This is a genomic window from Peribacillus muralis, from assembly GCF_001439925.1.
GTDB classification, from domain to species: Bacteria; Bacillota; Bacilli; order Bacillales; family DSM-1321; genus Peribacillus; species Peribacillus muralis.
Map to the genome: position 1 here is coordinate 144,250 of NZ_LMBV01000009.1, position 18,839 is coordinate 163,088.

The following is an 18,839-nucleotide window of genomic DNA, read 5'->3' on the forward strand; positions in this document are numbered from 1 at the left end:
ACTTATATCTGTTTAATGATTCCTTCGATTTTTAATGAAGATGATCACGGATACGATCAAGATGATAGCGGCAAGGATATAGGAAATGGTCGTAATGACCGGGTAGTCGGCATTGTTACGGACCCCGATGCCGATGAAAGCCCAAACGAACACGAGCGGATAGCCCCAATCCCGGTTTTTACCGGCAAAGGCAAAAGCCAGGATTGTTGCTACAATCAGCATGGTGATCGTCCAGGCCACCTTGGAAATTCCAAAACCATCCCATTCAATATAAGTGAGGTAATAAGAAATGTTAGCGATGGTCGCAACGCTTACCCAGCCTGAGTATATGGAAAATGGAAATAAGTCAAAACCAGTATGCTCCACCCTTTTAATCCGTGTATAAATGACTAGTAAGGTAGCCAAAAGTGCAAGGATGATGAAAACGGATAATAAAAAGTATTCGTAATGCCATGCTAAGAGCCAGGCACCGTTCAGCACACAGCTTAAAGCGAACCACGGGAATGATGCCTTGGTGGCAGGGCTGTTCCTATTCTTACCTGTAAACTGCCTGAACACCCAGATTGCGAGCAGTAAGTAGATGAACCCCCATATGGAAAATACATATCCGGCAGGGGTGAAAAGAACATCCAGTTTATCGGAGATCTCTCCGGATGTTTGACCGTTGAACGGCAGATAGTTGGCTAAAAAATTCATCGTAACGACAAATAGATAGAATAACAAATTGACGATAGCAATAAGCATGCGCTTCCTCCTTTAATGAAATGTGACTTGTATATCTTATTCCACCATTTATCCGTGAATAACCCTTTTTTAGCACATCGGAAGTTTGGAGAAGAAGGCTCATCTCTCAATTGGATAAAATCTGTAACAAATGAACCATTTGAAATGCAAGGGGAGATCCTTCAAGTTCGTAAGGTTTTGTTGTTTATTTGTGTTTGGTAGGAGCCCTGAAATGATAGTTCAGCATTCCTTCAAGAATTTAGCTGCATCAGCCAATAACGCACCAAATGTAATGTCATCTGCTCAATACAAGGAGAAGTTACAATTAGCGGGACAACCTATATATCCTCAAAAAACTATTAATGAACAAGGGGATTGGAAATAAAAACAAAAAGGCTGTTCTTTGTGAACGGCCTTTTATTTTTATGTTCTCTTTTTGTCCAACAATTTGTCTAACAAAAATAATACATGTAGGTATACATATACAGCTATTGAAACCGATATAAACGTGTATGTAGTACCTCCTAATAAATAGGACAATAGGAGTGTAGGGAATAAGAAAATGACGATTTTTATTATGTAATATTGTAAAGAAGTACTTGGATTTATTAACCTGACAATAAAGTTGATTAGAAGTGTGGAAGGAATGCCAACGGCAATATAAACTAAAAATTGAATCCATGCTACTAATGCAACTGTTGCACAAAAGGGACTATAACCACCAGTATCATAATCGCCATTTACTTTATAGTCGAAAACAAACAAACAAATTGTGGAGAGTGGAACTGCAATAATGAATGCTAAAGGGATATTTTTTCATTTTTGAATACTCCATATAGATTATCTTCTTACAGTGGGTCAACGCACGCTAACCGTAAAATCATAAGGTCATTGCTGAATTTTTTTCACATATTCTTATTAATGTGTAATCTTGTAATCATATCCTATTATATTTGTAAACAGTCGAATATAAAGTGTTTTTACTTAATATGACAAAACTCCTAGAAAATAATTGATATTGCTAAAAAAACCAATAACTTAGTTATGAACAATTACAATGAACATCTCTCTGGATATAAAAAGACTGTAAGGAGATAGGTTGAACATCTGTTACATCTTATATGAAGTGAAAAACATAACCTTAATAAATGGTTAGATGAGGAACAGGGAATTTAGTTCCTTGTTCTTTTTATTTTGTCATGATAGTATTGCATTAATTAAAAGTCAGTAATGTGGTAGGTTTTTGGTAGTGCTGAGCAAAATTCAACATAACTACTGATCGCTTTATACCCTATAACAAAGGCTTTTAAGTAACAGCATATACTAGTAAGCACAGTGATGTGTGGATAGTGTCCTTCGGGGTCGGGTGAAAATCCCAACCGGCGGTGATGAAGCAATTCTAAGCCCGCGAGCCTGATAAAGGCAGGATTTGGTGAGATTCCAAAGCCGACAGTACAGTCTGGATGGGAGAAGGACGTGTGGAACCCAAGTGTATACGTGCGCCTAATTTTTCAAAAATGAAAATATTGGGTTTATTAGGTATACAGTTTTTTTCACTCAATTCTCCTGCTAACTCCTTAGGTCAACTAAGGGGTTTTTTTATATTACATAAAAGGGGGAAAAACATGTTTACGGGAATCATTGAGGATATCGGCAGCATACATTCCATGAAAAAAGGAAAAAACAGTATGGAGTTGACGATTCGTTCCGAGAAAATCCTTGAAGATGTCCATCTGGGCGATAGTATATCAGTCAACGGGGTCTGCTTGACAGTAACCTCCTTTTCGAAAAGTTTGTTTGCCGTCGACGTCATGCCGGAAACGGTCAAAGCTTCCACGATCAGGACCTTAAAGGTTGGGTCACCCGTGAATCTCGAACGTGCCATGAGTGCACAAGGCAGGTTTGGCGGTCATTTCGTTTCAGGTCATATCGACGGTACAGGAACAATCATAAAAAAAGAACGAAAAGAAAATGCTGTATACTATGTAATCCAATTGGAAGAAGGACTAAGTGCCTTTTGCATCCCAAAAGGATCCGTTGCCATTGATGGAACGAGCTTGACGATATTTGGGATTGAACGAAACCTTTTGACAGTTTCATTGATCCCCTTGACTCATCAGGAAACGCTTTTGGGGAAAAAAGCGGCTGGCGATATCGTTAACATTGAAAACGACATGATTGGGAAATATATTATACATCAAATGAAAAAAGGCGATTCAAAGCCAGGACTGAATCTTGAATTTTTGGCAGAGCACGGATTCTAATATAAGGGCGGTGTAATGGATGTTCCATACAATTGAAGAAGCTATAGAAGAATTGAAGGCTGGTAAGGTAGTAATTGTATCAGATGATGAAGATCGTGAGAATGAAGGGGATTTTGTAGTGCTCGCAGAAAAGGCGACACCGGATGCGATTAATTTCATGGCGACTCATGGGCGAGGTTTGATTTGTACAACTATAACTGAAGAACTCGCAGGCAAATTGAAACTGCATCCAATGGTAGGGGAAAATACCGATCATCATGGCACTGCTTTTACGGTTAGTGTCGATCATAAAAGCACGTCTACAGGAATCAGTGCTTTTGAACGGTCCTTGACCATTCTTGAGCTTCTTAATGAGAATGCGGTCGCTGAAGACTTTCAAAGACCTGGTCACACCTTTCCAATCGTCGCTAAAGAAGGCGGGGTATTAAAAAGGGCCGGGCATACGGAGGCATCGGTGGATTTGGCAAAGTTATGCGGCGCCGCTCCAGCTGGTGTCATATGTGAGATCATGAATGAAGATGGATCGATGGCACGTGTATCGGATTTAGAAATCATCGCCAGCAAATTCAACTTAAAATTCATCACCATCGCCGATTTGATACGTTACCTTAAACAAAGCGATACAAGCGGGAGTCAGGAATTTGAACTGAACATTCCGAATGCTTAACGGATGGTTTTAGGGAATTCATATAAAAAATATTTTTTTAAAAATTAGGAGGAATTGATATGGGGAAAATTATTGAAGCACAATTAATCGGATCAGGACTGAAAGTGGGAATTGTTGTAGGAAGATTTAATGAGTTTATCACAAGCAAGCTTTTAGGCGGAGCATTGGATGGTCTTAAGCGTCATGGCGTTGATGAAAATGATGTTGATATCGCTTGGGTTCCTGGTGCTTTCGAGCTGCCGTTAATTGCTAAGAAACTTGTGAATACGGGTAAATATGATGCAGTAATCGGCCTTGGAACGGTAATCAGGGGTGCGACCTCTCATTATGATTATGTGTGTAATGAAGCAGCTAAAGGAATGGCAGCCGTTTCCCTGGACACAGGCGTACCTGTCATCTTCGGCCTGTTGACAACTGAGAATATCGAGCAAGCTATCGAACGTGCCGGTACAAAATCAGGCAACAAGGGATACGAAGCGGCCGTTAGTGCGATTGAAATGGCGAACCTTGGTAAAATGATTGAACAATAATTTCTTACACGAAAGCCACAGGTGAAGAGTAAAGTGTACCCTTTAAAGGAGATGCTGTCTGTATTTTGCAGGCGGCATCTTTCTTTAGGTTCGAATCCTCAGTTTATGGTGGTAATATGTCATCTAACCTTTCACTTCGTGTCTTACTTCTATTCATCTCTCGCAGTGATTTCCTCATTTCATTTATTCCATCGATACATATATCTTTCCTGAAATGCGAATGATGGCGAGTGCTAGTAATGGAATAAATCGATCGAAGTATAAAACCTCCAATAGCATGGAGGAATGAAAGCATGATAAAATATGCCGATATGATTATGTTACAATTGTAAAGATTGCAAGTGAAATTCATATGTTTAGGGAAAAGTAAATTTATTAGTTATTAGGAGGGGTTTATGTGTACCATCTCTTTACACATAATGATTTAGATGGAGTCGGCTGCGGCATTGTCGCTAAGTTGGCATTTGGAGCAGACGTTGTGGTAAGTTACAATTCGATAGGTCGGCTTAATCAAAATGTTGGAGCATTTCTGGAGCAGGCAAAAATTGAAGATACATTGATTGTTACCGATCTCTCGGTTGATGAAAATAATGAAGAGATGATTTCGCAGTTTGTGGAAGACGGAGGCAAAGCGCTTTTGATAGACCATCATAAGTCAGCTCTGCATTTAAACGAACATGATTGGGCATCTGTGACGGTCGAGCAGGAAGACGGTAAACAGACGGCAGCGACTTCATTATTCTATCAGTATGCAATTGATAATAAGCTGCTGGAACCTTCAAGCATCATAGCGGAATTTGTCGAATTGGTACGCCAATACGATACATGGGAATGGGAAGTTAATAAAAATGCAACGGCAAAACGGCTAAATGACCTGTTTTTCATGATTCCGATTGAAGAATTCGAAATGAAAATTGCGCATAAGCTTTCTACTGCTGAAAGTTTCACTTTTGACGAAGTGGAGCAAACTCTTCTGAATGTCGAAGAAAGTCGAGTGGATCGGTACATAAACAGGAAAAAAAGAGAAGTGTATCAAGCAACAGTCGGTCCACATACAGCTGGTGTTGTTCATGCTGAATCTTATCACTCAGAACTTGGAAATGAACTTTCGAAAGAATTTTCGCATTTGGATTATATAGCTATTCTGATGGTTGGAAGTAAACGGATCAGCTTCCGGACAATCCATGATGACGTAGACGTCTCCGAGGTTGCCGGAAAGTATGATGGAGGCGGACATCAAAAGGCCGCCGGCTGCACCATGTCCGAGAAGGCGTACAGTCAGTTCGTTGAAAAGACCTTCTTTGCCGAGCCGCTAAAACGTGATGCTCATAAAAATCAATTGAATGTAAAAGAGTCCCCAGAAGGCTGCCTCTATTCAACGAGAGAAAAACAGGACATATTCATCTATGAAGACGAGGAAGAGGAATGGAGTGTAGAAATTAACGGGAAACAACAGAAAAAAACCTTCGATACTTTTGGGGAGGCGGAAAAATACATGAAGCGTAAATACGCGGCATGGCTTGCCCATGATGAAAGATATGAAGAGTTCATCAATAAAGGATGAATAGGAAAGCGGCTGATCCATTTGGACAGCCGCTTTTGCCTGTTTTTCAGCAGGATTAGATCAGGTGTTTACCTTTTTACCGGGACAGGGTGTACAAGTGTACGTGACTTTTTGTTCGGAATGGTTTTTTGACGATGAAGGATTGCATTGATTTCGCCTCCAATGACAAAAATCAGACCACTTAAATATAGCCACAGCATTAAGATGATGACTCCTCCTAAACTTCCGTAAGTGGAGGAATAGTTGGCAAAATTGCTGACATAGAAAGAAAATCCAAGTGAGATAGCCAGCCAAAGTATAGTTGCAGTCACTGCACCTGGGAGGACATGTTTAATCGGAAAGCTCTTATTCGGGGCGAAGCGATATAAAAAGGTAAGAACGAGTGATATGACCACAACCGCGATAACCCATCGCAATAAGCTGAAGACAACTTGCATTTCTTCAGGAATCGAAATGACTTGCTGTAATAAATCGATGATGACTTTCCCGAAGACGGGAAGTCCGAGCATGATGATGAATGCCACAACCAAGCCTAATGTCAACACAATCGATATGATGCGGGCTTTAATGAAGTTCCTTGTTTCTTCAACATCATAAGCGATATTCATGGAATGGATGAACGCATTCATTCCGTTTGAAGCGGACCATATGGTGCCAAGGAAACCGAAAGTCAGTAAACCGCCATTCCGTTCACTCAATATATTAATGATATTTTTCTCGATGACTTCCATCGTTTCCGCAGGCATGAAGGTCTTGATTGTATCGAGGGCTGTTTGTATATCGATATTCAGGTAAGGTAATATGGACAGCAGTAAAATGAGCAATGGAAATAGTGCGAGTAAATAGTAATAAGCTTGTTCTGCTGCCAGTCCCGTTACACGATCTTCCTTTATTTCTTTGATAAGTTTTTTTGAAAATCTTATCGATTTATCCATTCAGACATCACTCCTGATTAGTTACTTGGTTTATTTGCTTCTTTTCCCTCTGTTGCGGAAAGTTAATCCCTTTGTAATAAGAAATTGTATGTTTTATCGGAACGCTATATGATTTTGCCTGGTTAGGGCTTGTCCGTTGATTACCATTGCCCGCAGATTTGGAGGAATTGGACCTCGAGCGTTTCTTTCCACTGCAGGCATTCGCTTTCCGCGGGCGGTCCCGTGAGCTTCCTCGGCTTTCAGCCTGCGAGGTCTCGCGAAGACACGTTTTTCTAAGGAGGAGTGTTCGTTGCCTTCCGTTCCAATCCACTTAGAGTGAATAAGGAGATAGAATCTGGCTCTGTCGAGATGGAAAAACAACTCAGAAAAAAAGTGGACAACAAGCTTGTAATGAGAGTTTGGAAAGGCTAGTAAGTGGGGAACGAGTTATTATAGAAAAATTAGATATCGTGTTTGAGCAAATTGCTAGTAAAACTGAAAAGCAATCTAATGTCGATAGATAGCAGTAAATGCTGAGCATGATACGGATAAAATTTATAGCAAATTAGAAAAAAGGTTGAATGAGATATTATGTCGTTCATCCTTAATTTTTATATCCTTAAATTGTGAATAATTATGTCAAGGGGCAGGTACCTTGGCACAGTTTCAGGAAGAGCCGCTGTACCTGTCCTGGTGGCTCATAGATGGATGACAGCTTTTACTGGAAAATCAGCCGTCACTAGCTTGATCAAGAAAAGGCGTTAAACAGATGAACAACTGAATTAACAGGGTGATTCTAAAGCAGGGTTACGCCTCTTTTTGTGGAATAGATAGTTACGTAGCATTATTAACTTTAAAAATTATGTGTAGGGTACATAAAAGGGGGAGTATAGATACGTTTCATTCAAGCTATAATGGTAAAAAAGTGAGGTTACTCTATGTTCACTACAATTATTGCAAAATTACTGCGTCTCCTCCCCAATGAAGCAAAGAAATCACCTATGATTCCACTGCAGCAAGTAAAAATGAAAAAAAATGTGCTAGTTGAGACTTCTGTTCAACGTACTTATCTATCTTTATATTATCCTTTGGGAGCAAAGCAGGAAAAGCTCCCTGTATACATCAACTTCCATGGTGGAGCGTTCATAATGCATGAAAAGGAGATGGATGATCCTTATTGCCGCTTCTTGGCCAATCAGGCAGAATGTGTGGTTCTAAATGTCGATTATGCGAAAGCACCGGAGTACCCGTTTCCCAAACCGATTGAACAGTGCTATGACATTCTTCAATGGGTGAAGGGAAGAGCCGATGATTTGAATATTGATGCGGGGAAAATCATGGTCGGCGGACAAAGTTCAGGTGCAAATATCGCAGCAGCGCTCTGTCTCTACCTTGAAGAGAAAGGGGAAAATCAGCCGCTGCTCCAAGTGCTATCCTGCCCGATGCTGGATTTTGTCACCTCGCATGCAGATAAACCAGAACGAGATAAGTGGCGTTCCCGATACCCTCAAGTTGCCCATTTTATAAATATGTGTTACGTACCTGACAAAGAACTAGCGGGGCATCCTCACGCTTCCCCTGTTCGTGCTGAGATCAGTGACCGCTTAGCTTCCGCCCTTATTCTCATAGCGGAGTACGACGCATTTAGACCAGAAGCCGAATGCTATGCTGAGAAATTAAAAGCAGCAGGAATAAACGTTCAAGCTGAGCTATTCAAAGACTGTTCTCATGCTTTTACCCATCTAGGCCCAAAAGAAAGAGCTGAAGAGGCTTGGCAGTTGATTGCATGGAAAATCAAAGAAGTGGTGGAATCCTATGAAAATTGAAACACTTCCTCCGTTATTCTTTCCAAATATAATGTATGTTCAGCACATCCAAGTTTTTGTTGGGGGGAATTAGGATTTAATATAAGTTCAAAGGTTACAGATATGGCAGCAGTTGAAAAAGTATACTTATCCAATAAAGGCGCTTTATTATATTTCAATGATCTGCAAATAGATCAGAAGGAGATGGATATGGATAAAGAGCAAAGGCAAGCGGATTTTGATTATTGTGAGAAGATCATAAAGAAACATTCCAAAATCTTTTACTATGCATTTTCACAACTCCCTAGTGAAAAAGCAAAAGCCGTTTATGCCATCTATGCTTTTTGCAGGACCGCAGATGAGTGTGCAGATGGAAACCATTCTTCCAAGAAAAAGGGTCAGTTGCTGAGACAATTAAAGAAAGAACTTGATTTGTTCAACGATCATGAGGAATTGGATAAACCACTCTGGCGCGCACTCAGACAAGTATTTAATACGTATGATATGGATATCAGCCCATTTTATGACCAGCTGACTGGGCAAACCTTGGATTTGACATTTACACCCCCAAAAACAATGGATGAACTGGAAAGATACAGTTACTATGTAGCTGGGACTGTTGGTTTGATGCTTGTCCCTGTCATCGCTTCAAGATCTTCTGCGGAACTGCATTCATCAGTGATAAGTCTTGGCGTTGCCATGCAAATAACGAATATCCTGCGTGATATTGGAGAAGATTACCGTGAGAAAAATCGCATCTATCTACCCGAAGACGAACTAATCCATGTCCACTATTCACAGAATGATTTACATAACGGCACGATTAATGAAGATTTCATCCGCCTATGGGAAAAACTTGCTGCACGAGCTGAATCATTATATAGCAATTTCTTGTGTAACATAGAGCTGTTGAATCCAGATAGTCGCATACCCGTCTATCTGTCTGCTCACATTTACAAAGGCATACTTGACGCTGTGCGAAACAATGGATACCAGTGTCTAACTATACGAAACTATGTTACAAAAGAAAAAATGACTCAAATCATTGTTGCAGCCAACAACGTCTTTGGTTTGCGGGAAGGAGATGCATTAACAGTTGAAAAATAAAACCGTAATCATCATCGGAGGCGGACTCGGTGGATTGTCAGCTGCCATTTCACTTGCGCAAGCAGGATACGATGTCTCCTTATATGAGAAAAACAACCACATTGGAGGTAAATTGAACCGGCTGGATCAAGATGGTTTTGGTTTTGACCTTGGCCCATCCATCCTGACGATGCCGCAGATCTTTGAACGATTATTTACCGCCAGTGGAAAATCCATGAAGGATTACGTCCCGATTGAAAAGCTGGATCATCAATGGCGCTCCTTTTTCCCTAATGGAAACGTCATTGACTTATATGAAGATTTGAACGAAATGCAAGAGAAGAACCCAGCCCTGAGTGAAAATGATATGCGTGAATATCAAAATCTGCTTCACTATTCAAAAAAACTTTATGATATGACGGATAAAATCTACTTTCAGCATGGCGTTGATACTACGAGACAAATCATGAAACATACTGGTTTGTTCGCTGCTTTGAAGAACTTTGATCTGTTTTCTACGGTTCATGGAGCCATTAATAAACGAATTAGTAATGAGGAGCTTCGCGTGATGCTCTCCTATTTTATCAAGTACGTGGGTTCGTCCCCTTACGATGCACCGGCCGTCCTTAATATGATGATCTACATGCAGCATGACCAGGGTCTATGGTATGTACCAGGCGGTCTGCACAAACTTTCGAGTGGCCTGGTGAAGCTGGCTGAGGAAGTGGGTGTTACCTTCCACCTGGGAAGGCAAATCGTAAAACTTGAAAAAGAGAATGGTAAAATAAACGGAGCCGTTTTGGAAGACGGAACAAAACTAACAGCAAATTATTTTGTTTCCAATATGGAAGTCATACCGGTTTACGAACGTTTACTGGAAGAAGACAGCCATTATGTGAAAAAACTAAAAAAGAAATTCGAGCCGGCCAGTTCCGGCCTCGTGATGCATTTGGGAGTTAAAAAGAGTTATCCGCAACTGCGCCATCATAATTTCTTTTTCGCAGATAATATGAAGCAGCAAATGCAATCGATCTTCCATCGTCATGAACTGCCGGACGATCCGGTCATTTATTTGGTCAACGTCAATAAGACTGATCCGACACAAGCTCCTGCAGGGCATGAAAATATAAAAGTACTGCCCCATATTCCCTATATTCGGGATCAACACCCACTTACACAGCAGGACTATGAACAATTCTCTGAGCGGGTCTTGATCAAATTGGAAAAAATGGGCCTGCATGACTTACGGGATAATATAGTCACAAAGGATGTATGGACACCGGAAGATATCAGGAGGATGTATGGCTCCGACCGCGGTGCGATTTATGGAACGGTGTCAGACCGGAAGAAGAATAAAGGATTTAAGCATCCGAAACAGAGTGAACTCTACGATAATCTATATTTTGTCGGTGGAACGGTAAATCCCGGCGGCGGAATGCCAATGGTTACCTTAAGTGGTCAGCTTGTAAGCGAGAAAATCGTTCAGAGGGATGTATCCAATGTCTGACAATAACGGTCATTTTCTAAAGACATTACCGGAAAGGCAGAGAGAGGATCTTTTTTCCAGTGCTGATCTCTCAGTTGAAACGCGTAAAAAAAAGCTATTGAAGCTGAAAACCATTCTTTTGGAGCATGAAAGTGCATTTATTCAAGCCCTTTATTCAGATTTGGGAAGACCGGCATTCGAAACCTTTTCATCTGAAATCGCAGTCTTATTAAATGAAATTGATTATGTATGCAAGCACTTAGCAAAATGGATCAAGCCTGTTCGGTCCCGACATCTAAAATTTGGATATGTGGAAGCGATCAAAAGAAAGAGGCATCCATACGGGAGTATACTCATCATTAGTTCGTGGAATTATCCGCTCCAGCTTGCATTAATGCCTGCCATCGGTGCAATAGCCAGCGGAAACCGCTGTGTGATCAAACCATCTGAACATGCACCGGCAACTGGTGAATTGCTTAGAGAGGTCATCAATCACGTATTTCCTCCCGAACAATTAACAGTTGTTACGGGAGATGCACAGACCGCCAGCCTATTGACTTCATCACCTTTTGACCTGATTTTTTTTACAGGCAGTCAGCAGACAGGAAAAGCGGTAGCGCAGCAGGCGGCCGATCAACTCACACCGGTGATACTGGAACTCGGCGGGAAAAACCCCTGTATTATAGAAGAAACAGGCTTTTCAAAAGCGGCAATCCAGCAAATCGTCTGGGGTAAATTTCTTAATGCGGGACAAACCTGTATTGCGCCGGACACAATTTTTGTCCATCAGTCCATTTACGAAAAAACACTTTCTGAAATATCCGCTTCGCTTTCAGCATTCTACGGAGCTCGGCCACAGGAAAGCGCTGATTATGGCAGGATTTGTAACGATGCACATTTTCAGAAGATGGTTGATTTTATCGGGAAAGGGGATGTCTGGCATGGCGGTACGTATGATCGAAGCGATCGGTTCATCGAACCAACGGTTGTTACGAATATGAAACCGGGGAGTTCTATCTTTCAGGAAGAGATATTCGGCCCGGTACTGCCTGTCATTCCATATACTGATTTAAGAACATTATTATCTAGTGATATGATTCAACGTGATGCACTTACAGGGTATATCTTCAGTAAAGACAATAAACAAATCCTGCTGTTCATGGAACACATGCGGTCACCAACCATCAGCGTCAATCAAGTGATTCATCATGCCGCGAATCCCCATGTCGCATTTGGAGGGGTTGGAAGAAGTGGATACGGTGCTTATCATGGGAAGGCTGGTTTTTTAGCCTTCAGTTATGATAAAACAGATTACAAAGCATATCATTACATCCATGTTCAAGGTAAATTCCCGCCTTATTCCGATAGAAATATGAATTTATTGAAAAAGTTAAGGAAGTGGCTGTTGTAATTGTAAATCATAAAACACGTTGTTACCTATGAAGCATAGAAAATGAGGGGAATTATCATGGTTGTTTCATTTCCTGAGCATTGGATCATTATCACTGACATTTTTGCATGGGCATTTTTTCATCTGTTCATTTCTGCCATTTGTTTGAAAGTGCCTTTGGCATGGTTTCTAAGAGATCAATTTTGGTTTCGAATTTTCTCTTGGGAAAAATCCGGAGAATTGTGGCAGCGTTTATTCCAGGTGAAAAAATGGAAAGGCTATATTATAGACGGTACGATTTTTCTTAAAAAGGGTTACAGTAAAAAGGGATTACATGGCATCGGGTTGAGGGACTTGATGATCTTTGCTGCGGAAACAAAACGCGCGGAATTCACACACTGGCTTTCCATTCTGCCTGCTCCGTTGTTCTTCTTGTGGAATCCACTATGGGCGGGCTGGGTGATGATCCTGTATGCCTTTGTATTCAACCTTCCCATTATCGTTGTTCAGCGCTACAATCGCGGGCGTATTACTGCCATTACTTCAGAACTTGTTAAGAAATGAAGCAGCATATCGTATGGAAATGAGGGAATGTACATGAGTAAGAAGGTAATTGTTGTGGGTGCAGGTGTTGCAGGGCTAGCCAGTGCAATTAGACTGCAGCACGCGGGGTACCAGGTGGAGATATATGAAAAAGGATTAACTCCCGGTGGCAAAATGAATCGAATTGAACTGGATGGCTATACATTTGATTTGGGGCCAAGCATCGTCATGATGCCGGAATTATATCGGGAGATCTTCGAACTATGCGGACGGAACCCCGATGATTATATTCCAATGGAAAAATTGAACCCGATTTATCGGGCTTATTTCAGTGATATTCCCGACAAGCCTTTCGATATCTCCTCGGACCTTACCGAATTGACACAGACGATAGAATCGATCAGCGAAGAGGATACGGAAGGGTTTTTTCTATATTTGCATGAAATTTATAAACGCTTTGTCATTGCAAAGCATCACATTCTTCAAAGGCCGTTCCGCAAAAATGCTGATTTTTATAACCTTCCCATGTTAAAGAAAGCGTTGAAACTGAAAGCATACGGCACTGCAGATTCCTTCATAGGAAAGTATATTAAGAATGAACGGCTGAAGCAATTAATCAGTTTTCAAACGTTGTACATAGGCATTTCCCCTATTGAAAGTCCATCTTTTTACGCCATGATCCCCATGATCCAATTTTTATATGGAGTATGGTTTATAAAAGGCGGTATGTATACGATGGCACTTGCTATGGAGAGTCTCTTCACGGAACTTGGAGGAACCATCCACTATGGCAAAGATGTGCAGGAAATATGCATTCATAATCGCAAGGCGACTGGGATTACCGTGGATGGCAGAAATATCACCGCGGATTTTGTCGTTTGTAATGCAGACTTCCCGTATGCCATGAAACACTTAATAAAAGACAAGACCGCCAAAGGGAAATATACTGATAAAAAGATTGACAGCATGAAATACACCTGCTCATGTTTTCTTTTATATCTCGGCATGGATCGAAAATATGAAGAAATTGACCATGTACATAATTTTATTTTCAATAAAAAGCTAAATAAAAATCTGGAGGATATTTTTGACGGGAAGAAACTGACGAATGCCTCCTTTTATGTGTACATAGCTTCAAAAATGGATCCTTCCCTTGCACCCGAGGGGAAAGATGGATTGTACATCCTGATGCCTGTCTCCAATGTAGCAGCAGCCAATTATCAATGGGACGAGGAAACCATTTCTTATTATCGCAGCTACATTTTTGATGAATTAAAAAAAATCCGCGGTTTTGAAAACATTGAAAATGAGATTGTAACCGAAACGTATACAACACCTTCGGACTTTGAGTCGAGATTCAATGCATATAATGGAGCCACTTTTGGTTTGCAACCAACGATGGCCCAAAGCAACCACTTTCGTCCGCAAAGCAAGGCAACACATTGTGAAAATTTGTATTTTACAGGAAGCAGCACACATCCGGGTGCTGGTGTCCCTATCGTGCTATTATCGGCCAAGATCACCACACAGGAACTAATACAAGATGATACAGGTGAAATGTTTGATTATTCAGGAAAATAAAGACTTTCTGATGAGTTTAAGTGAAGGAGGCGTTTTATATGACAGCTTCAGAAGTGATTAATCTCGCAATTGGTTTTCTGGCAGTTATTATTGCCATTATCATGTTCTGGTCTTTGCCAGTTCCAGTTTTCTCCTCTGTTAAGAATACCGGTCTTCCGTTTCTGTCGATCATTATTCCTGCCAGGAATGAAGGAGGCAGGATCTCACCGTTATTGCAATCCTTGCAAGAACAACATTTCAAGCAATTTGAAATATTGGTTGTTGATGACCATTCAACTGACAATACTGTGGCTATTGCGGAAAGCTACGGTGCAAATGTTCTGAAAAATGAAGGATCCGGGAAGTCATCGGCCTGTTGGCGTGGTGCTGAGCATGCAAAAGGGAGTTGGTTATTGTTTTTGGATGCAGATACTGCGTTCACCAATTTGGATGGGTTGAAAAATCTACTGAATTTCTACAAGGGAAAAGGAGCGAGGGGCATTGTATCCTTACAGCCATATCATACAGTCGATCGCTTGTATGAACATCTCTCTGTAATATTTAACATTATTGTCATTGTGGGCATGAATGTATTTACCATTTGGGGATCACGGTTTAAAACCGCCGGTTCGTTCGGTCCGTGCATTTTATGCAATAAAGACGATTATCTTTTGTCCGGAGGGCATAAAAAAATCGAGGGAGAAATCATGGATGATCTGGCACTGGGCCAGGCATTTCTTGACCATAATCTCCCGGTTCATTGCTTGGGTGGCAAAGGGATTATCTCTTTACGCATGTACCCTGAAGGCTTGAGTAGCCTTATAGAAGGCTGGTGCAAAAGCTTTGCCGTGGGTTCCAAGTCTACTCATCCAGTCATCATGTTGATGGTTATCATCTGGATTGCCGGCAGTTTAATCACTACGGGAGCGTTGATCTCTTCGATTATTGAATTAAACACTCCCGTCATTATTATCAGTGGAGTATTGTATATCCTCTATTCGATTCAAACGGCATGGTTTGCCCGTAGGGTCGGTAATTTCAGATGGGCGGTATTCCCTTTTTATCCGTTATTGTTTTTATTTTTCACAGGAGTCTATGTATATTCCTTTTTCCGGGTTAATGTTTTACGTTCTGTAAAATGGAAGGGTCGTAAAATAAATGTCTAGAAATCATTTTTTCAATCAACAAGGTCAAGTCTTGTAAAAAAATAGTCTACCCGTTAGATTAAGTAAGAAATTTCCGGATACTACCTCACGATGTTGGTTATGTTACTATCGTGGAGGTGAATTCAAATGGAAAAGAAAAATCAAGCAGGTACCTTTAGACAATATGCTACTCAATCTGAGACTGAGTTTGCAAGTGAAACAAATGCTCAGGAAGTAATACGTCAAAACCAACAATCCACTAAAGGTCGATTCGAAACTGAGTTTGCAAGTGAAACAAATGCTCAGGAAGTAAAAAAGCAAAATCAAAAACCAGAAAGCAGATAAAATAATAATACATGAAATCAGCAGTTCAAATGCAACATCTTAGCATGAAAAAAAGGAAGCCTAGGCTTCCTTTTTTATTTTTTATGCTCAAAGGTTGGGAATGAGGTCATTCCCAACCTTTTTGTATACAAGCAAAGCTAGAAGGCAGAGCTTGTTTTTTTCATTAGTGCACTTTTTTTTCTTGTTCCCTTTCGATTTTTGGAGGGGCCCATTTGAAGACTTTATTTAGGATATTATAGATGTGTTTGGATTCTTTGGTCATGATCGGTCCAAGAATCGCCAATGTCAACACATACAAGGCAGCAAACGGGGTGAGTATAGGCATTAAACCGCCGGCGATGCCTAGGTTCGCTAAAATGATGGAGAATTCACCACGAGAAACGATCGTTAAACCGATATTTGCAGAGGCCCTGTGAGATAGACCTGATTTGCGTCCGGCTATCATACCAGCGGCAAAGTTACCGATTATAGTGATGATGACAGCCCCAAGAACCATCCAGATAGCTCCACCAAGGGAGGTCGGATCGATACTCAAGCCAAAGCTGAAGAAGAATATGGCCCCAAAGAAGTCTCTAAAGGGAATGACAAGTTTTTCTATCCTGTCGCTATGTTCCGTTTCAGAAAAGACTAGGCCGAGCAATAAAGCACCAATGGCTTCTGCAACATGAATCGTTTCCGAGAAACCTGCAATGAAGAATAGTAACGCGAATACGACAATGATAAATATCTCATCTGAGGTTATGTTGAATAGCTTGTTCAGTACCCCAGAAGCCTTACGGGCAATAACGAAGAATATCAGCATATACCCGATCGCGATGAAAGTGGAAAGTAATGTTCCCCAAACGGAACCGGAAGAGCTTAATACCAATCCAGATACGACTGATAAATAAACGGCGAGGAAGATATCTTCAAACATGATAATACCAAGGATTAGCTCCGTTTCATTGTTACCGGTCCTTTTCAGGTCCACCAGTACCTTTGCCACAATGGCACTTGATGAAAAGCTGATAATCCCTGTTAATATCAGGACTTCTTTTAATGGGAGACCTAGAAGGAACCCATATATGAGGGCCATGCCTACGTTGATTAAAATGTAATAGGTTCCGCCAGTCACGATATTTTTCCCTGATTTCATAAGCTTTTTGACGGAAAATTCAAGCCCTAAATAAAACAGGAGAAATAAGATACCAACTCTTCCAAGAAACGCGATGATTTCATCACTTTCGATGAATCGTAGGTCAATCAACCCGAAGTGCGGGGCATGGGGACCCACGAGCATCCCGATGATAATTAGAAGAGGAACATTTGATACTTTAAATTTGCCTGCAATGAGAGCAGCGAATGCTACTAGAAGCAGGGCAGTTCCCACTTCAAAGACTAAATGGTCCATAAGAGCTTAGTCACTCCTTTCGTCGGTAAGTAGTTCTCTCGTCAGGTTACGGATATCTTTTCTTTCACCAGATATCACAAGCGTGTCGCCTGTTTCAATGATGGAGTCAGGACCAGGATTATTCAGTTGTTTTTTGCCCTTTTTCGAATGGGCGATGACGGTAACGTTATAATTGCTTCGGATATCAATCGAACCGATCGTTTGATTGATGGCTCTAGAACCTGGTTCCACTTTGAACCATTCAATTACCAAATCACCCAGGGACATTTCAATCGTTTCAAGTGCTTGTGGTTTATAAACCATTCCGCCTATGATGGAAGCCAATTGCCTCGATTCCTGATCATTAATGGTGATGCTCGATATGACATCTTCATGCTCCTGATCAAAATGGTATAATTCCCGACGGCCGTCATCGTGAATGACGACTACTAGCTTTTCATCATTTCTGGTTATGATTTCGAATTTTTGACCAATGCCAGGAAGTTCACTTTCTCTAATTCTCACTGGAATTCCTCCTTAAATTTGTTGGTTAGAGTAACAGAAGATAGAAGATAGAAGAATGTTTATAAGTTAACATCAATAATCGTCTTGAACTTATTCTCCCTGGATATGCCGATGTATTTTAGTGTCTCCGAAGGGCTTGAATGATGGTAATGCTTTTGGATCAAAGCTAATGACACACCTTGTTTATAGGCATGGTAGCCGAAAGTTTTACGCATCGAACTTGCTCCGAATTTACCTGTCAATCCTGCACCTTCCACAGCATCATGGATGATTCGGTGCGCCTGCTGACGAGTGATCGGTTTTTTTGTCTTGGGGGAAAGAAATAAAAATTGACCTTCGATAACCTTCGAGCCTTTAAGGTACTCTTGTAAAGCGGTACGAACCTTTAGGTTTAAGAAAATTTGATGGACCTCGTCATTTTCCATCCGCTGCTCATAAAACTCCTTGATTTTACCTGTTTCATCAAGAACGTTGGCGACTGTCATTTCCAGCATTTCATTTATTTTCATGCCTGTATTGATGCCGAGCACGAACAATAAATAATCTCGACTGGAGTGAGCTCGTAAATATGTTTTAATTTTGCTGATTTGATTAATATCTTTAAAGGCTTCTACATATTCCATACATCTTCTCCTCTTGCTAATGTAACTTAATTGTATTATATCACAAGTTATGTAACGTTGCATTCATTAAGTTCTGTAAGAGGACTCCTTCTCCAAAAGCAGCGCAGCTGTGATCGAGAAAGTGCTTTATCTTATTCTCTGCACAACCAAGTGAAAATATAGCAGTTTGTTTCATACAAGCAGATGGATTCATCTGAATGGATAAAAAAAGGGATCCCGAGTAGGGACCCCTTCAGACTGTAGACAAACTCGATGAAAATCGAGTTTGTCTACTTTTTTTATGGCTTGTACATTTTGGAC

Annotated in this window: 17 protein-coding genes, 1 pseudogene and 1 riboswitch; of the genes and pseudogenes, 13 read left to right on the forward strand and 5 right to left on the reverse strand. The window is 40.8% G+C overall.

What is annotated here, in order from left to right:
• Positions 1-12 precede the first annotated feature (12 nt).
• Complete coding sequence (locus ASU00_RS13565; RefSeq protein WP_057914005.1) at positions 13-744, reverse strand: tryptophan-rich sensory protein; 732 nt, start codon at positions 742-744, stop codon at positions 13-15.
• Positions 745-955: 211 nt separating this feature from the next.
• On the opposite strand from ASU00_RS13565, the gene ASU00_RS25465 reads away from it, so the two are divergent.
• The 5 genes and pseudogenes from ASU00_RS25465 (at position 956) to ASU00_RS13585 (ending at position 5,748) form a co-directional block, all read left to right on the forward strand.
• The gene (locus tag ASU00_RS25465) at positions 956-1,108 is read left to right on the forward strand and encodes a hypothetical protein (protein WP_161809737.1); all 153 of its coding nucleotides are present in this window, start codon (positions 956-958) and stop codon (positions 1,106-1,108) included.
• A 963-nt stretch (positions 1,109-2,071) separates the two neighbouring features.
• A riboswitch (FMN riboswitch) is annotated at positions 2,072-2,202 on the forward strand.
• A 146-nt stretch (positions 2,203-2,348) separates the two neighbouring features.
• A complete protein-coding gene (gene ribE, locus ASU00_RS13570) occupies positions 2,349-2,987 on the forward strand; it encodes a riboflavin synthase (RefSeq protein WP_057914006.1) in 639 nt (212 codons plus the stop codon).
• Positions 2,988-3,006: 19 nt separating this feature from the next.
• A pseudogene (gene ribB, locus ASU00_RS13575) lies at positions 3,007-3,645 on the forward strand (3,4-dihydroxy-2-butanone-4-phosphate synthase); the annotation flags it as partial.
• Positions 3,646-3,713: 68 nt separating this feature from the next.
• A complete protein-coding gene (gene ribH / locus ASU00_RS13580) occupies positions 3,714-4,184 on the forward strand; it encodes a 6,7-dimethyl-8-ribityllumazine synthase (RefSeq protein ID WP_057914007.1) in 471 nt (156 codons plus the stop codon).
• A gap of 397 nt (positions 4,185-4,581) precedes the next feature.
• Entirely contained in the window at positions 4,582-5,748 is a 1,167-nt protein-coding gene (locus ASU00_RS13585) for a DHH family phosphoesterase (protein WP_057914008.1), read from the forward strand.
• Between the two features lie 68 nt (positions 5,749-5,816).
• Here ASU00_RS13585 and ASU00_RS13590 read toward each other — a convergent pair whose 3' ends face one another.
• Positions 5,817-6,683, reverse strand: a complete 867-nt coding sequence (locus ASU00_RS13590; RefSeq protein WP_057914009.1) for a YihY/virulence factor BrkB family protein — start codon at positions 6,681-6,683, stop codon at positions 5,817-5,819.
• Positions 6,684-7,600: 917 nt separating this feature from the next.
• On the opposite strand from ASU00_RS13590, the gene ASU00_RS13595 reads away from it, so the two are divergent.
• The 8 genes from ASU00_RS13595 to ASU00_RS13630 all read left to right on the forward strand — a co-directional run bounded on the left by ASU00_RS13595 (position 7,601) and on the right by ASU00_RS13630 (position 16,022).
• Positions 7,601-8,488 (forward strand): alpha/beta hydrolase, encoded by an 888-nt coding sequence (locus ASU00_RS13595; protein ID WP_057914010.1) that lies wholly within the window; start codon positions 7,601-7,603, stop codon positions 8,486-8,488.
• A 102-nt stretch (positions 8,489-8,590) separates the two neighbouring features.
• Positions 8,591-9,574, forward strand: coding sequence for a phytoene/squalene synthase family protein (locus ASU00_RS13600; protein ID WP_236712728.1), 984 nt, complete (start codon positions 8,591-8,593; stop codon positions 9,572-9,574).
• The gene (locus tag ASU00_RS13605) at positions 9,564-11,060 is read left to right on the forward strand and encodes a phytoene desaturase family protein (RefSeq protein ID WP_057914011.1); all 1,497 of its coding nucleotides are present in this window, start codon (positions 9,564-9,566) and stop codon (positions 11,058-11,060) included. The genes ASU00_RS13600 and ASU00_RS13605 overlap by 11 nt, the downstream gene beginning before the upstream one ends.
• Positions 11,053-12,450: an aldehyde dehydrogenase family protein gene (locus ASU00_RS13610; RefSeq protein ID WP_057914012.1), complete on the forward strand. Its 1,398-nt coding sequence runs from the start codon at positions 11,053-11,055 to the stop codon at positions 12,448-12,450. The genes ASU00_RS13605 and ASU00_RS13610 overlap by 8 nt, the downstream gene beginning before the upstream one ends.
• A gap of 57 nt (positions 12,451-12,507) precedes the next feature.
• On the forward strand, positions 12,508-12,993 hold the full coding sequence (locus ASU00_RS13615; RefSeq protein ID WP_057914013.1) for a glycosyl-4,4'-diaponeurosporenoate acyltransferase CrtO family protein: 486 nt from the start codon (positions 12,508-12,510) through the stop codon (positions 12,991-12,993).
• Between the two features lie 33 nt (positions 12,994-13,026).
• Positions 13,027-14,553, forward strand: a complete 1,527-nt coding sequence (locus tag ASU00_RS13620) for a phytoene desaturase family protein (protein WP_057914014.1) — start codon at positions 13,027-13,029, stop codon at positions 14,551-14,553.
• Positions 14,554-14,591: 38 nt separating this feature from the next.
• Positions 14,592-15,698: a glycosyltransferase family 2 protein gene (locus ASU00_RS13625; RefSeq protein WP_057914015.1), complete on the forward strand. Its 1,107-nt coding sequence runs from the start codon at positions 14,592-14,594 to the stop codon at positions 15,696-15,698.
• Between the two features lie 126 nt (positions 15,699-15,824).
• Positions 15,825-16,022, forward strand: coding sequence for a gamma-type small acid-soluble spore protein (locus tag ASU00_RS13630; protein WP_057914016.1), 198 nt, complete (start codon positions 15,825-15,827; stop codon positions 16,020-16,022).
• Positions 16,023-16,185: 163 nt separating this feature from the next.
• On the opposite strand, the gene ASU00_RS13635 is transcribed toward ASU00_RS13630, so the two are convergent.
• Genes ASU00_RS13635 through ASU00_RS13645 form a run of 3 tightly spaced genes read right to left on the reverse strand, consistent with a single transcriptional unit; the run spans position 16,186 to position 18,539 of the window.
• Positions 16,186-17,412 (reverse strand): cation:proton antiporter, encoded by a 1,227-nt coding sequence (locus ASU00_RS13635; RefSeq protein ID WP_057914017.1) that lies wholly within the window; start codon positions 17,410-17,412, stop codon positions 16,186-16,188.
• A gap of 6 nt (positions 17,413-17,418) precedes the next feature.
• Complete coding sequence (locus tag ASU00_RS13640) at positions 17,419-17,916, reverse strand: cation:proton antiporter regulatory subunit (protein ID WP_057914018.1); 498 nt, start codon at positions 17,914-17,916, stop codon at positions 17,419-17,421.
• Positions 17,917-17,975: 59 nt separating this feature from the next.
• Positions 17,976-18,539 carry a tyrosine-type recombinase/integrase gene (locus ASU00_RS13645; RefSeq protein WP_057914019.1) on the reverse strand — a complete coding sequence of 188 codons (564 nt, stop codon included), beginning with the start codon at positions 18,537-18,539 and terminating at the stop codon, positions 17,976-17,978.
• Positions 18,540-18,839: the final 300 nt, after the last annotated feature.

What these genes read in the sequence shown, in the direction of transcription:
- ASU00_RS13565 (WP_057914005.1), bottom strand. Translation starts at nt 744, where the DNA reads ATGCTTATTGCTATCGTCAATTTGTTATTCTATCTATTTGTCGTTACG.
- ASU00_RS25465 (WP_161809737.1), top strand. Translation starts at nt 956, where the DNA reads ATGATAGTTCAGCATTCCTTCAAGAATTTAGCTGCATCAGCCAATAAC.
- ribE (WP_057914006.1), top strand. Translation starts at nt 2,349, where the DNA reads ATGTTTACGGGAATCATTGAGGATATCGGCAGCATACATTCCATGAAA.
- ribH (WP_057914007.1), top strand. Translation starts at nt 3,714, where the DNA reads ATGGGGAAAATTATTGAAGCACAATTAATCGGATCAGGACTGAAAGTG.
- ASU00_RS13590 (WP_057914009.1), bottom strand. Translation starts at nt 6,683, where the DNA reads ATGGATAAATCGATAAGATTTTCAAAAAAACTTATCAAAGAAATAAAG.
- ASU00_RS13595 (WP_057914010.1), top strand. Translation starts at nt 7,601, where the DNA reads ATGTTCACTACAATTATTGCAAAATTACTGCGTCTCCTCCCCAATGAA.
- ASU00_RS13600 (WP_236712728.1), top strand. Translation starts at nt 8,591, where the DNA reads ATGGCAGCAGTTGAAAAAGTATACTTATCCAATAAAGGCGCTTTATTA.
- ASU00_RS13610 (WP_057914012.1), top strand. Translation starts at nt 11,053, where the DNA reads ATGTCTGACAATAACGGTCATTTTCTAAAGACATTACCGGAAAGGCAG.
- ASU00_RS13615 (WP_057914013.1), top strand. Translation starts at nt 12,508, where the DNA reads ATGGTTGTTTCATTTCCTGAGCATTGGATCATTATCACTGACATTTTT.
- ASU00_RS13620 (WP_057914014.1), top strand. Translation starts at nt 13,027, where the DNA reads ATGAGTAAGAAGGTAATTGTTGTGGGTGCAGGTGTTGCAGGGCTAGCC.
- ASU00_RS13625 (WP_057914015.1), top strand. Translation starts at nt 14,592, where the DNA reads ATGACAGCTTCAGAAGTGATTAATCTCGCAATTGGTTTTCTGGCAGTT.
- ASU00_RS13630 (WP_057914016.1), top strand. Translation starts at nt 15,825, where the DNA reads ATGGAAAAGAAAAATCAAGCAGGTACCTTTAGACAATATGCTACTCAA.
- ASU00_RS13635 (WP_057914017.1), bottom strand. Translation starts at nt 17,412, where the DNA reads ATGGACCATTTAGTCTTTGAAGTGGGAACTGCCCTGCTTCTAGTAGCA.
- ASU00_RS13645 (WP_057914019.1), bottom strand. Translation starts at nt 18,539, where the DNA reads ATGGAATATGTAGAAGCCTTTAAAGATATTAATCAAATCAGCAAAATT.